Here is a 14,655-nt window from a genome sequence, read left to right as displayed (position 1 = left end):
GTCCTATAGATTAATTTGTATTTGGAAGTTCAACTATGCCATCAATTTCAATATCAACGCCTTTAGGTAACTGGCTAACACCAATTGCTGCTCGAGCAGGATAAGGTTGTGAGAAATATTTGCTCATGATTTCATTGACGGTGGCAAAGTTAGAAAGATCAGTCATGAAAATATTTACTTTCACCATATTATTGATATCGCCACCAGAGGCTTCACAAACGGCAGATAAATTCTTGAATACCTGATCTGCTTGCTCGGCAAAATCTTGGCTAACAACTTCCATAGTTTTAGGGTCTAATGGTATTTGACCTGATAAATATACTGTATTGCCAACTTTTACTGCTTGGCTGTATGTACCGATTGCGCTTGGCGCATCTTCTGTAGAAATAATTGTTTTCATAATTGTCTCTTTTTATTTTCTTGGTCTGATCACACGTTGCACATCAGGCATAATTTTTATTTGACGGATAATATTGGCAATATGTATACGATCTCGACAGGTAACTTCTAAACTTATTAGGTATAAATTTGAATCTTTCTCTTCAGTCGATAAGGTTCTAATATTTGATTCATTTTTAGTGATCACTGAGGTTAATTTAGATAATGCACCTTGATGGTTAATTATTTCAACTCTTAACGCCGCGATAAATTCTTTATCGATGTCTTTATCCCATTTCACCGGGAAGAATTTACCTAATTCTTTTTCTCGACCACTAATGTTACGACAACCGTGTTGGTGCACCATTAGGCCTTTGCCGGAACTGATGTAAGCGACAATATCGTCACCTGGAATCGGATGACAGCACTTACCATAAGTAACCAACATGCCTTCAGAGCCTTTAATTGGCATTTTTGCCTTGCCGTAATTTGGTTCTTCGCTATCACTGGTAAATTCGCCTGTTAAACGACGCGCAATACCAATACTCAGGGCATTACCTAAACCAATATTAACCATTAACTCATCTAAGGTTTCATAGCCAGCTTCAACAACGACCTGCTGAATTCGATCTGAATCGATGTCTTCCAGTTTAGTTTGGCCTAAGGCATGGTTCAATAAGCGATTACCTAAATTGAGCGATTCGTTTTGTTCCATTGAGCGTAGATAATTACGTATTTGTAATCTAGCTTTTGCCGTTACAACAAAGTTTAACCAGGTCGCATTTGGACGAGCGCCGGTTGAAGTAATGACTTCAATGGTTTGACCTGACAATAAAGGTTTTCTAAGTGGATAAGGTTTGCGCTCAACTTTTGCACCTACACAACTATTACCAACGTCAGTATGTACGGCATAGGCGAAATCTACAGCAGTAGCGCCCATAGGCAATTCAATGATTTTACCATCAGGAGTAAACACATAAATCTCTTCAGGGAAAAGATCGGTTTTAACGTTTTCAATAAATTCAAATGAACTACCCGCACTTTGTTGCAGTTCCATTAAACTCTGCATCCATTTTCGGGCACGTACTTGTGCTGCTGTACCTGTAACATCATCACCTTTTTGTTTATAAACCCAATGCGCGGCGACACCTTTGTCAGCCATTTGATCCATTTCCCAGGTTCTTATCTGGATTTCTACAGGAATACCATGTGGGCCAATTAATGAAGTATGCAACGATTGATAACCATTGGTTTTTGGTATGGCAATGTAATCTTTAAAGCGGGTTTCAATAGGTTTAAATAAGTTATGTACGGCACCTAAAGCGCGATAACAGGTATCAAATTCGTTATCGACAATAATTCTAAATGCATAAATGTCCATTACTTCATTGAACATTAGTTCTTTGTTCAGCATTTTACGGTAAATGGAATACAAGTGTTTTTGACGACCAATAACTTCAGCCTGAATACCAGACTCTTCTAGGCGAGTTTGAATTTCTTCACGAATGTTATCGATGATTTCTTTGCGGTTACCACGAGCTTGATTTACGGCTTCTTTTAAAGCACGGGCACGCATTGGATATAAACCTTCGAAGCCGAGCACTTCAAGTTCGCTTTTAATGCCATGAATACCTAAGCGGTTGGCTATTGGTGCATATATTTCGAGTGTTTCTTTGGCTATTCGGCGACGTTTTTCGGGACGTAAAGCACCTAAAGTACGCATATTATGGGTACGGTCAGCAAGTTTGATCAATATGACCCGTATATCTTGCACCATCGCCATGATCATTTTGCGGAAATTTTCCGCCTGCATTTCTTGTTTGTCACTAAAGCTTACTTTATCAAGCTTACTCACACCTTCGACTAATTCAGCAACGGTATTGCCAAATAATTCAGCCAATTCATCGCCGGTTACTTCGGTATCCTCAATAACATCATGTAATAAAGCCGCCATTAACGTTTCATGGTCAAGGTGCATATCAGCAAGATTGCGGGCAACAGCAACTGGATGGGTTATATAAGGATCGCCACTTGAGCGCATTTGGCCATCGTGGGCATCAAAGGCAACGACATAAGCCTGCTTCAGCAATTCAATTTGCTCTGCCGGTAAATAGGTTTCAGCTTGTTTTTTCAGCGGTTCAAAAAGGTACACCTATTACTCCAAATGCTCGATGAAGGGTGATTTTATCTGGTTTAACTAAATAATATGGTATTAATGGTTAAATTAAAAGAAAAGCCAATGGCAAATACCATTGGCTTCCTATTTAAATCTAATTTTTAACTAAATTGGTAAGGCTTACCTTTTAGTTTTAAACTTGACTACCAACAATTGCGGCAACAGCGGCAAGTTCAGCAGATTCTTGTTGAACCTGTGTTTGACGATCAGCGTTGTCCATAATTTCTTCGTTGATAAGGTCTTGTTCAATTTCACGAAGTGCTAGAACGGTAGGCTTATCATTTTCAATATCAACTAATGCATCTTTACCGCCAGTGGCGATTTGACGTGCACGACGTGACGCTATTAATACTAAATCGAAACGATTTCCAACTTTATCAACTGCATCTTCAACAGTAACGCGAGCCATTAAACTACTCCAGAGAACAAAAAATTTTTGAATAAGTCGCATAGTTTACTAAATGCTTAAACTTTATGCTAGCAATTTGATCAAAACAACTAATGTTTTGATCCTTCTTTATGCTTTACCTGCAAGCTTTGTTAATAACTGGTTATATTTTTCAGCTTGCTGGGATTGTTTTAAACGCTGATTGTTAATAATGGTATTTAAATCTGTAACCGCGATATCAAAATCATTATTAATTACAATATAGTCAAACTCTTGATAATGAGAACATTCAGATTCTGCTTTTGCCATTCGCTCGGCAATAGTTTCTTCACTGTCTTGTCCACGATTACGTAACCTTTGTTGTAATTCTTCTTTACTTGGTGGGCAAATAAAAATAGTGGTTACTTGAGGTTTTTTCAAACGTACTTGCTGGGCACCTTGCCAATCAATATCTAAAAATACATCTATTCCTTGTTGCAGTTGATGATCAATAGCTGTTTCAGATGTACCGTAATAATTACCAAATACTTCTGCCCACTCATAAAATGCGCCTTCAGCAATTAATTTTTTGAATTGCTCAACACTGACAAAATGGTAATGAACACCATCAACTTCACCTGGGCGCGGTGCACGAGTTGTATGTGACACTGAAACTTGCAGTGGACGAGGATTGTTCTGCTCAAGTAATTCTTTGATTAAGCTTGATTTTCCAGCGCCACTTGGTGCTGATAAAATAAATAAATTGCCGATAGTAGCCACAACAGTTTCCAAATATTTAATGAGTTTTCATTGTTTTAATCGAGCTATTCTAACTGAAAACATACGACTTTATAAATGATTCTTTTATTATAGAACTGTGTCCTTAATCGGCTAATAACCGTTTTTGATATAACTGTTGATAATCGTTATCATTTTCTTGTGCTAACAGCCTTTGTTGTTCGGTAAGTTTGAGCAATGGCTTTTGATAGGCAGCAAATGAATTTGATGCTTCGACATTCTCATACCAATGCTTTGCCCAAACCCCATCAGAAGCGCGTGAACCTGTTGGCCAGCTAAGCATGTTTTCATCAAAAGCAATGCCTAATGTTTCGCATAATTTACTCAAAATGCCTCTAGGATTGAGCAGCACATCTTTGCTATCGATAATGGGTATATCTTGTCCGGTAATATCAGTTATTTGTTTATATAATTGGAGCTGGCGTTTAATGCCAATGTCATCGTTACTTACCGAAGGCATTTTTTTTACATAGGAATTGATCACACACAAGGGGTCACGAATTAAAAAGCAATGAGTTAATTTTTTGGTCCAGGTTAAATCGATATCTTCGAGCATGTGATGAGTCATATGCTTTTGATAAAAAATATTGTGTTGGTATTTTACTTTGCTCAACTGCTCGCTAACGTCTTGCCAGTCAGTTGATTGACTAGCCAATACTTCTTTCGCCATTGGATGATCAGCGTTAGTTTGCGCCAAATAATAAGCATAAAATGGTTCATCAACAACTTGTGTGTCTTTACGATTTTCCCATGAGCGCATCATTGCAGTAGAGATATTTCTTGGACCAGACCACATTGCAATTTTTAACGTCATTTTACTTCCTTTGCTAATAATTGAGGATTTACTTTAACCGAAATCTGTCGCGATCATGTTTTTATAAAGCTCTTGTAAACGGGATACCATTTCCCCTTTGCCTTGTCGCTCAGGGTATTCACCTATGTCTCTGCCATCTACAGATTTAACCGGTGTAACTCCGGCAAATGTTCCTGTAACAAACGCTTCTTCAGCACCGTACACTTCAGAAAGCGTAAAGTTTTTTTGATAAACTTTAATATTATTTTCTTCGCATAATTTGATGATATTCGAACGAGTTATCCCGGAAAGGCAATAATCACCCGTTGAAGTCCAAACCTCACCGTTACGAACGATGAAAAAGTGAGTGGAGTTACAGGTAGAAACAAAGCCATGAGGATCGAGCATCAACGCTTCATCGGCTCCTGCCTTGGTTGCTTGAATACAGCCAAAGATACAATTGAGTTTAGAGTGACTGTTTAACTTTTGGTCTTGAACATCGGGATATCCACGTCGAACGTATACGGTATACAGGTTTAAGCCTTTATCTAAGGAGTCTTCCGATGGCATTTTATATTCTGGAATAATAACGATGGTTGCAGGCGTAATAGTCACTCGTGGGTCTTGATAAGGGGTCGATTTAACCCCACGACTTACCATTAATCTAATATGTACGTTATCTTGCATATCATTAGCTTGGCAGGTATCAAATATACGATTTATAAGTTCGACTTTACTGATGCCAATTTCCATATCCAATGCTTTAGCGCCTTCATAAAGGCGTTGCATATGTTGGTTTATAAATGGCAATTTTCCATGGTGCAGCCTCAAACCTTCCCAAACGCCGTCACCAAGAATAAATCCGGAATCGAATACCGACACTTTTGCTTGGTCACGATGGAATAATTCGCCATTAATGTTTATTTGTATATCAGCATTACGCGGGTCGTCATTACTATGGTGGCTACCAGTTCCCATAAATTACTCTAATTTAAAATACAGATAATTTAACTTATCGGTAAATTAATCCTAAGTCTAATAATCTTATTGGTATTCGTTGGAAAATTGCGGAAATAAAAATGGCCACTCAAAGAGTGGCCAAAGACAGAGCTGCTGATAATTACTTCTATGGTTAATTTTCAGTTTTTTAAAAGTTTAGCAATTGGTTGTTACTACTTTTAAAAAAGGTAATGGGAGTAAACCTTGCAATTGAAAAGTTAAACCAGCGGAGCGATGTAAACAACCCTCGTTTGATTGAATAATGTTCTAATTTGAATTGATTAATTATTTAAATGTATTGATTAATATTATAATCGTTAAATTTCATATGGTTAATGAAGGTGCTTGAAAATAGGTGAATGAAATTTGAGCTCTTTTCAAATGTTTATATTAAAAAGGCCACTCATTGAGTGGCCTTAAATAGTTAGTGTTCTAAGTTTTTAGGATAAATTACTCAACTGAACACTTCTGAATTATCATATTGCCCACATCAAAGCCAGCACTTGGGTTGTCTTCATTTAACGTGAGTAAAATGCTGTATTGTCCAGCGTCCAAGTTTGTTTGATTATTACCTAGACCGCCATCGCCAAGAGCAACAGCATAGTTAATACCAACTTCTAGGTTTTCAGCATTTAAATCGGTAGTACCTGGTGCTTGTGCCCACAGTTGTGTAGTCCAGCTGCCATCGTCCGATGCAAGTTTAAATTGGAATTCTCCATCAAAGTTTGCAACCGCCTGGTACTTATTTTCACCTTTGTAATGCAATTGATAATCTGCTTCTGCATTCCAGCCGGAATGTGAACCACGAACATATAAATGTCCGCCACCGGTAATGGAAAATGGTGCAGGATCGGCAGAGTCAACAAGTGCAGAACAATTAACCGATTCACTTTTAGCAACAATTTTCAGTACTGGCGTGGTTGTTGATGCATCTAAAGTGAATGTATATAGGCTGTCTTCTGCAACATTAAAAGTAAGGTTGCCGCCATCGTCTGACACAGCAACCGAGTCTGCAGCATAGGTCATTTCGTAATAGCCTAAGTTAACCGCAGACCAATCACTTGAGGCAATTTTAAATATTTGCTGACCAGCAGTTAACGTAACGTCTATGCTATACGTGTTATTACCTTCATACACAAAACTATCAGCCTCAGTTAAACCATCGTTACCCCAGTTATTCATTGAGCCTCGAAGATATACAACTGTATCACCATATGGCGCAACGTCTGGTTGATTTGAAGTAGCATCAGCCGCTAAACCTGTACCTTGTGTATCTCCTTGCGGTTTAACAAACACTGCAGTTGTTAATGCAGGCACGGTAAATGTACCTGAGTCAATATCAGCGATAAAGCTTGCAGCTTGTACTGTGCCGTCATCTGAGTTTTGTTGAACAGTGTGTAATTCAAAACCGTCCGCAGTCGCTACAGAATGCGATTGTTGTTGTGATGAACCATTAATAACAACTACTATGGCATCGTTATTGGCGTCTAAATCAGTTAAACCTACGCCATCGTCAATGCTCATCACAATTAAGCCTGGAGTTTGACTTGGGCCGGTATTGTGAAAGCCTACACGTTGTAGAACATCAGTTTCGCTGGTTAATCGAAAAAGCTTACTGGTATTTCTAATGCTTAAAAATTCATTAAACACCATACTTGCCATGGCAATATCATTGCTTTGAACAGTTGTTTCACTGTTGCTGATAATGCCTGAAATTGTCTCCCATTTAGACTCGTTATCTTCGGCTAATGGTAAGCCAACATTCCAGTTGTTGCTAGACTTGGTGAAATCAACATAGTTAAACCAGTCACCGCCATCGTAAGTATTACGGTCCATTGATTTGGAGCGAATAAAATCACCACCAAATTGGAAAAATGGAATCCCCTGACTCAATAATGGTAACGTAGCTGCGATATTTTGCGCACGAACTCTGTCGCTAACCGACATGTCGCTTGCTAAGCCATACTGTAACTGATCCCATAAGGTTTCGTTATCGTGTTTTGAGACGTAGTTAATAACATCTGCTGGGTCTTTCGCGTAGGCAGATTGTGAGAAGTTTTTACCTAACTTTTTAATACCATTCTTATCTTGCAGCTCGTAGTTTTCTAATGTTCCTGCCAGACCTAAACGGATAATGTCGAGGTTATTTAAATTACTTGACCCGTTAAATAAGTCACCACCTCGAATAATGTCACGAGGACGATCGTTGAAAGTTGCAACTTCAGTGCCTGCCATGTTGTTTTGTTGAGCTTGGTTATAACCTTGATCTGCACGAGTCCAACCTTCACCGTAAAAGTAATTATCAGTGTCGACAGCTTGTACTCTGGTGCGAGCATTTAAAATAGAATCAACTGAATTGTTGCTCATAATATCAAATCGGAAACCATCAAACTTATACGCTTGGGTCCAAGTCATCAATGAATCGGACATTAACTTGTCCATCATTTTGTGCTCTGGCGCAGTATCTTGACAGCAGGTATCGGTTAATACATTTCCCGTCACTAAATCACGACGATGGTAATAACCCGGTACTACTTTATCTAATACAGAATCATCATATAAACCCGAAGAATTTGTATGGTTATAGACTACATCCAACACAACGCGTAAGCCCATTTCATGTAGAGCTTGGTTCATTTTACGCATTTCTAAAATTCGAGCTACACCATCTGGGTTTGAGGCATAGCTGCCTTCTGGTGTGGTGTAATGTTTTGGATCATAACCCCAGTTAAAGCTGTCTAAGCCACGCATTGCTTGCAATAAGGCTTGCGCATCTGTACTGCTCGCATCGAAATTTTCAAATACGGATAATAACGTTGCTGTATCATCTTCAACACCACATACAGGTGCAGAGCTGTTATGTGCACATAAATCCGCAACGGTATCGGTAATGTTTACACGAGTTGAGCTGTCTTCATTTATGCTGGCAATATCGTTTGCAGGCAACATTTGAAAATGCGTTAAACCAGCGGCTACCATAGACTTTAAATGCGTAACGGGTACAGAGCTTTCCTCGGTAAATGCTAAATATTTACCACGGTTTAATTCTGTTGTACTGGCATCACGAACACTAAAATCGCGAATATGGCCTTCGTAAATTACGGCATCTTCTGGATCAACAACGGTAGGGATCATATGTTCTTCCCAACCGGTTGGCATTAAATCGCTGTCGGCTAAATTTACAAACTGAGAGTACATACCATTCGTTGACAGTGATACCGAATATGGGTCAGTAACATGTACGGTTTCAAAGCGGTGATTCTGAGGATGGTAAAGCGTTAGCTCGAAACGATAGAAAGAACGATCAACTGTATTTGGCGCAGAGAATGACCAAATACCCGTATCAGCATCCAAGCTCATTTCGTTGCTTGTAAGTAACACTTTGTCAGCATCAAAAATGTTTAATTTAACGCTCTGAGCGGTTGGTGCCCATAAGTTACTAATAATGTCATTGCCGTCGTAAAGCAAGCCTAATTCTGCTTCGTCGGCATCCATCGTACCTGAAGTATAAAGTGCATCAAGAATACGCGGGGTTTGTACGTGAGTAGCGGCAATAGGTTTATCGGTATCGTCATAAGCAATGGCCAACAATTTCCCTGTAAGCATTTGTTTGACTTTAGTCTCATCGGCATTGCTGGTGGTAAATGCTGCCTGCCCTTGGTATCTAGGCATGCCTAAGGTGATAGCTGGATGAGTCTCTGACATATCAGTCATATATTCGATGTAATTATCACCCTCAATACCGGAGGCACTGTCAAATTCCATATCATCAGACGCAGAACTGTAAATTCTTACTTTGGTTACGTCTGCTGCTGGTACGTTCCAGTACATGGTATTGGCGTTAGCCCAATGAGCAGCAATACCTTCAATTTGTACGCCTGTAGGGAATAAAGTAGGTTGGTTGTATAAGAAACTTTTTCCAGATAAGGTCCAAAATGTTCTACCACCGGTTAGATCGGCTTGAAGATCACCACCACCTAAATCTTTTTCATCGCCTTTGTGCACAATAAAATTAGCACATTCACCATAGCCATCTTTTAAATTAAGTACCCAGTAGGCGCCATAATTTTCATCGACACCACTTTGGGTTTGCCCTGTGTTCCAGTCGGTACCACCGTCTGCAGGAAAATCTGCGTACGCATCACAATCGCTATTGTTCCATAAATGTAAAACCCAATCAGTGTAAAGATTATCAGGGCGATTATAAAAAACGACTAATTGGTTCGCACTTGCAACAAGCACAGGCTCAGGCATAACGATGCCGGTAGTCACACTTATATCGATATCTGCCGTGGCATAAGCGTTTTCACTATCATTAGCACGAAAGCTGGGAGTGAAATCACCTGCGGATTCATAGGTAATTTCAATTGAATTATTGTTAGCACAATCACTAATGATTGGTGTTTGTTGGCCGTCCCCTGGATTTAAAGTACAGGTTAACGTATCGCCATCTGGATCGGCAACAGACCAAGTGTATGTATACACCAAAGGTGCTGCTGGATCGACCGATGCGGTAAACTCGGCAATCGTTGGCGCTTGGTTGTTGGTAGACGTTGCTTTTGGAGTTTTGCTTGAATCAGAGCCGCCACAAGCAACCACACCACAAGAGAGTGAGGTTACTAACAGTAGCTTTTTCATTGTTGGTAACATTTTCTAAGCCTTTTATTATCATCTAATTAACATTTCTAACCTAGCCTATTTTTATGAGAATTAATGGTTTTTACATACGTATTCATAACAGATGCAGTTGATTTCGATACATTTGCATACGTATTCATTGACGAAGATTTTATCTGGTTAAAGCGCTGTGAAGTGGTGTTTTTAGGCAAAAAAAAGCTTCCCAGAGGAAGCTTTTTATTCAAAGTGTTGGAGTATTAAAGCACTTTTGCAATGCTTGCTGCTAAATACTCAACATTACTATTCGCAATGCCTGCAATGCTCATTCGACTAGAGCCAACCATGTAAATGCTGTACTCATCTTGCAACTGTTGTACTTGCTCAGGTGTAACACCTAAGAATGAGAACATCCCTTTTTGTTGAGTGATGAAATTAAAGTCACGGGTAACACCTTGTGCTTTTAGGTTATCAACAAGCAGTTGACGATTACCATTGATGCGATTACGCATAATCGCTAATTCTTCATACCATTGGTTGCGTAATTCATCTGATGTTAAAATTGTTTCAACAATTGCTGCACCATGTGCTGGTGGCATAGAATAAATACAACGCACTACACTTAATAGTACTGAGTTAGCAACGTCGATTGACGAAGCATCTTTACCAATAATACTACATGCACCGATACGTTCACGGTATAGGCCAAAGTTTTTAGAACATGAACTACATAAAATCATTTCTTCAACACTGGCTGCCATTAATCGTAAGCCGTATGCATCTTCTTCCAGACCATCACCAAAACCTTGATATGCCATATCAATTAGTGGCGTAAAACCATTTTCAGATGCTAAGGCACAAATTTGCTGCCATTGCTCTTGGTTTAAGTCCATGCCGCTTGGGTTATGACAACAAGCATGCAGTAATACCACATCCCCTTTACCTACGTTGGCAAGAGTCGACAGCATTTCATCAAACTTTAAAGATTTATTCTCATAATCGTAATAAGGGTAAGTTTTTACGGTTAAGCCTGCTGCTTGGAACAATCCTGTGTGGTTGGCCCACGTTGGGTCACTTACCCAAATGGTAGCATCTGGCTTACAGGCTTTTAAAAATTCTGCGGCAACACGAAGTGCACCTGTACCACCTGGTGTTGAAACTGTGCGAACTCTATTCTGAGCAATAACATCATGCTCACCAAAAGCAAGCTTGGCCATCTCATCATTAAAAGATGCTGAGCCCGTAGGGCCAATATACACCTTGGTATCTTCAGTATCTAAACGAAATTTCTCTGCCGATTTTACACAATCTAAAATTGCTGTATGACCTGCTTCGTTTTTATAGACGCCAACACCTAAATCAATCTTGTTTGGGTTTTGATCAATTCTATATTTTGCCAATAAACCTAAGATAGGATCGGCTGGTAGAGCTGTAAGATTACCGAACATTGTTCCTTTTACCTTTTATGATGAGCATTCCGAGTGAATACTACAGTGTTAAAGCGCAAGCATATCTCAGTTAGCGGTTAAAATTAAGGCTAAATTACCGTCTTTTTGAGATATTTATGATTTTTACATTACGTATGCTGAAATATAGCCAATAATTCCACCAAATACACCACCCCAAACGACTAACCAGCCAAGATGTTTTCTTATCATTTCTTGAATGATTTCTTTCACCAATTGTGGGGTTAATTCATTTAAACGCTTGTTAATGATGTCTTCTACTTTCTCTTTCATTGATCCGACAACACTGGGTTGCTCTAATTCTTCACGAACCAATTCATTAAAATTATCACTTTCAGTAATGTCGACAAGTGAGGCTTTCATTTTTTCAATAAAAGACTCTTTTAAAGGGGTAAGCGCTTCTGTGCCACCAAACATTGCAAGCATACTGCCAAATGAAGACTCTTCAATGGTGGTTACTAATGAGTTAAATGCAGGTTCAAGGTCAACTTTTTGAATTACCGGTGCTAAATCAAAATTACTGGCAGCGCCACTTTTTTCAGATAAGAATTTATCAATGTTCTCAGTGGTAAAAAACTGCTTCATCATCAAGTCACGAATACCAGCTTTAAAGTCTTCAAATCTGGCCGGAATTACACCTGAGCCATATAAGCCTGGTACTTTTTCAAACAGCATGTGTATAGCCAGGGCATTAGTTATGGCACCGGATACTGCAAAAATACCAATAGAAAATAGAATGCTCTGATTTAACACATAGCCAGAAATTGCAACTGCAAGAGCAATTAAGTTAGTGATGATACTTTTATTCACAATAAAACCATTTTAGTCATTAGGAAGAACGTTGGCGTTATGGTATCAATCATCACCTTGAAAACTCAAGTTTTAGCTGTTTAATTGCCCAAATACTTAAGGGTTTGATTGTTCACACATTGAGTAAAGCTTTTCTGTCTTTCAGATCTTGGCAGTTCAGCTAAAACATTATCGACTTGTTCAATGTTTTTCTGTTGTTCATCATCTGGCAGGTGACTCATTTGATCACTGAAACATGCTTTTATTCCGTAATTAAGCGCGTTATCAGAAGCTAGGTTTTCTTCACCCAAACATTCACTTAATTTAGTGGCCAATAACTCTTTATCCATGTCATTGATTAGAAACTCAAGTGTGTACTGTTCTTGTGCTTTATTTAAATGACAGCCATAAAACATATCGGCAACCGCAACTATAGGCATTAATTGTTCGTGCATTTTAGAAAACTGTTTCACCATTTCATCTGGATTTGCAGGTTTAGTTTGGGTGGCAGCGAATAGTCCACTGCTAAAGCTGAATAATAAGAAAAAAGAAAGTAAGCGCATAGTGTTGGTCAGTAGTAAATTTGACCATAGTTTATCGTAAATTTTCAGTGTGGGGAACAAGGATAGTATTACAGTAGTGCTTAGCTTTCTTAGGGCAAAAAAAAAGCACCTAATCAGGTGCTTAAAGGGATATCTCAGGGAGAGAAAACGAATGAATAATTCATTCAATAGTTGTCATTATAAAGCGCTTTAAATTAAAAGCTGTTACCGAGATGTAATTGTTAGGGGGGAGTTTGTTACCGGTGAAAAAATAAGCACAAAAATGGCTTTTTAATTTAAAACATATAATACTGTTTAAAACAAAAAATATTAATAAAAACAAAGAGAACATGTAACTATGTCGGGTCAAGGCTTAATTCGAACGTTGTCAAAAAGAGAAGTGCTGGTATTAGCTGTTGGCGCTATGATTGGCTGGAGCTGGGTGATCATGACCGGCATTTGGTTAAGCTCCGCGGGCAGTTTAGGCACTTTGTTAGCCTTTTTAGTGGGCGGTTTTGCGATAATACTGATAAGTCTAACTTACGCTGAATTGGTTTCTGCTATGCCAAAAGTTGGCGGCGAGCATGTTTATACCGAACGAGCGTTTGGTCGAACCGGTTCATTTATATGTACATGGGCAATTATTATGGCCTATGTCACTGTTCCAACCTTTGAATCTGCGGCGTTACCTTTGGCAATAGAATATTTACTTCCAAACTTAGAAGTCGGTTATTTATGGTCAGTGTTTGATGCTGAAGTATATATTAGCTATGCAATCATTGGAGTTGTTGCAACTATTGCAATGACAACGATTAATGTTTTAGGCATTAAGTTTATGGCTGTTGTGCAAACTACAATTACCAGTTGTTTCATAATTGTGGGTTTAATGTTCTTAATGGGCGTGGCTAGTGAGTTCGACCTAACTTATTTAACACCGCTATTTGTTGATGATCACAAAGGCTTTTTTGCTGTTCTGGCAATGATACCTGCACTTATGATCGGCTTTGATGTTATTCCACAATCTGCCGAGGAGATAAACTTAGATCCTAAAGTTATAGGTAAAGTTTTAGTCTTTTCTGTAGCAATGGCGGTATTGTGGTACTGCCTTATTTGCTTTGGTGTGGCGCTTTCTATGAATTCGGAGCAATTAAGTAATAGCAGTATGGCCACCGCTGATGCACATGCGAATGTTTGGCATGGTCAATGGGCTGGCAATTTAACCGTTTTTGGCGGTATCGCGGGTATAATTACAAGTTGGAATGCTTTTATTTTAGGCGGCAGTCGGGCAATTTATGCATTAGCAAAAGCAGGGCAATTGCCCGCAGCTTTTGCCAAACTTCACCCTAAATACAATACCCCATATGTCGCGATTTTGTTTATTGGGTTACTGTGTTGTATCTCGCCTTTCTTTGGGAAAACTATTTTAGTTTGGTTAATTAATGCCGGAAGTTTTGCGGTGGTTATTGGTTATGGCATGGTCGCCTATGCATTTTTAAAGTTAAGACAAACCGAACCTGATATGCCAAGGCCATTTAAAGTAAAGCACGGCAAGTTGGTAGGATGGAGCGCACTTATTGTTAGTATCTGCCTTGCGTGGATATATCTACCATGGGGGCCAAGTTCATTGTTATGGCCGTATGAGTGGGTAATGATTATTGCTTGGTCAGTGCTTGGCTTAATCTTATTTTTAATGGCGAAAAGAAAACACGCCTGAATTTAAACACGAGACATTG

11 protein-coding genes are annotated in these 14,655 nt (G+C 39.0%); 1 reads left to right on the top strand and 10 read right to left on the bottom strand.

The window, feature by feature from the left end; translation table 11 throughout:
• Positions 1–10 precede the first annotated feature (10 nt).
• From RI845_RS17610 to RI845_RS17565, 10 genes are all read right to left on the bottom strand, one after another.
• Positions 11–403 (bottom strand): RidA family protein, encoded by a 393-nt coding sequence (locus tag RI845_RS17610; protein ID WP_348389557.1) that lies wholly within the window; start codon positions 401–403, stop codon positions 11–13.
• 9 nt (positions 404–412) lie between these two features.
• Positions 413–2,530 carry a bifunctional GTP diphosphokinase/guanosine-3',5'-bis pyrophosphate 3'-pyrophosphohydrolase gene (gene spoT / locus RI845_RS17605; protein ID WP_348387478.1) on the bottom strand — a complete coding sequence of 706 codons (2,118 nt, stop codon included), beginning with the start codon at positions 2,528–2,530 and terminating at the stop codon, positions 413–415.
• Between the two features lie 157 nt (positions 2,531–2,687).
• Positions 2,688–2,963 (bottom strand): DNA-directed RNA polymerase subunit omega, encoded by a 276-nt coding sequence (gene rpoZ / locus RI845_RS17600; protein WP_348387477.1) that lies wholly within the window; start codon positions 2,961–2,963, stop codon positions 2,688–2,690.
• Positions 2,964–3,071: 108 nt separating this feature from the next.
• Complete coding sequence (gene gmk, locus RI845_RS17595) at positions 3,072–3,701, bottom strand: guanylate kinase (RefSeq protein WP_348387476.1); 630 nt, start codon at positions 3,699–3,701, stop codon at positions 3,072–3,074.
• Between the two features lie 103 nt (positions 3,702–3,804).
• Complete coding sequence (locus RI845_RS17590) at positions 3,805–4,533, bottom strand: sulfotransferase-like domain-containing protein (RefSeq protein WP_348387475.1); 729 nt, start codon at positions 4,531–4,533, stop codon at positions 3,805–3,807.
• 33 nt (positions 4,534–4,566) lie between these two features.
• Positions 4,567–5,490 carry an aminotransferase class IV gene (locus tag RI845_RS17585; protein ID WP_348387474.1) on the bottom strand — a complete coding sequence of 308 codons (924 nt, stop codon included), beginning with the start codon at positions 5,488–5,490 and terminating at the stop codon, positions 4,567–4,569.
• 471 nt (positions 5,491–5,961) lie between these two features.
• Positions 5,962–10,161, bottom strand: coding sequence for an alpha-1,6-glucosidase domain-containing protein (locus tag RI845_RS17580; protein ID WP_348387473.1), 4,200 nt, complete (start codon positions 10,159–10,161; stop codon positions 5,962–5,964).
• A 224-nt stretch (positions 10,162–10,385) separates the two neighbouring features.
• Positions 10,386–11,573, bottom strand: coding sequence for an amino acid aminotransferase (locus RI845_RS17575; protein WP_348387472.1), 1,188 nt, complete (start codon positions 11,571–11,573; stop codon positions 10,386–10,388).
• Positions 11,574–11,696: 123 nt separating this feature from the next.
• The gene (locus tag RI845_RS17570; RefSeq protein WP_348387471.1) at positions 11,697–12,401 is read right to left on the bottom strand and encodes a DUF445 domain-containing protein; all 705 of its coding nucleotides are present in this window, start codon (positions 12,399–12,401) and stop codon (positions 11,697–11,699) included.
• 80 nt (positions 12,402–12,481) lie between these two features.
• Positions 12,482–12,943, bottom strand: a complete 462-nt coding sequence (locus tag RI845_RS17565) for a hypothetical protein (protein ID WP_348387470.1) — start codon at positions 12,941–12,943, stop codon at positions 12,482–12,484.
• Between the two features lie 337 nt (positions 12,944–13,280).
• Here RI845_RS17565 and RI845_RS17560 point away from each other — a divergent pair, with 337 nt between their 5' ends.
• Positions 13,281–14,636, top strand: coding sequence for an APC family permease (locus RI845_RS17560; RefSeq protein WP_348387469.1), 1,356 nt, complete (start codon positions 13,281–13,283; stop codon positions 14,634–14,636).
• Positions 14,637–14,655 lie beyond the last annotated feature (19 nt).

The organism is Thalassotalea nanhaiensis, assembly GCF_031583575.1.
Classification (GTDB): Bacteria; Pseudomonadota; Gammaproteobacteria; order Enterobacterales; family Alteromonadaceae; genus Thalassotalea_A; species Thalassotalea_A nanhaiensis.
Note: the sequence above shows the minus strand (reverse complement) of the source record. Positions and strands in the feature narration are given on the sequence as shown.

What these genes read in the sequence shown, in the direction of transcription:
- rpoZ (WP_348387477.1), bottom strand. Translation starts at nt 2,963, where the DNA reads ATGGCTCGCGTTACTGTTGAAGATGCAGTTGATAAAGTTGGAAATCGT.
- RI845_RS17590 (WP_348387475.1), bottom strand. Translation starts at nt 4,533, where the DNA reads ATGACGTTAAAAATTGCAATGTGGTCTGGTCCAAGAAATATCTCTACT.
- RI845_RS17585 (WP_348387474.1), bottom strand. Translation starts at nt 5,490, where the DNA reads ATGGGAACTGGTAGCCACCATAGTAATGACGACCCGCGTAATGCTGAT.
- RI845_RS17580 (WP_348387473.1), bottom strand. Translation starts at nt 10,161, where the DNA reads ATGTTACCAACAATGAAAAAGCTACTGTTAGTAACCTCACTCTCTTGT.
- RI845_RS17575 (WP_348387472.1), bottom strand. Translation starts at nt 11,573, where the DNA reads ATGTTCGGTAATCTTACAGCTCTACCAGCCGATCCTATCTTAGGTTTA.
- RI845_RS17565 (WP_348387470.1), bottom strand. Translation starts at nt 12,943, where the DNA reads ATGCGCTTACTTTCTTTTTTCTTATTATTCAGCTTTAGCAGTGGACTA.
- RI845_RS17560 (WP_348387469.1), top strand. Translation starts at nt 13,281, where the DNA reads ATGTCGGGTCAAGGCTTAATTCGAACGTTGTCAAAAAGAGAAGTGCTG.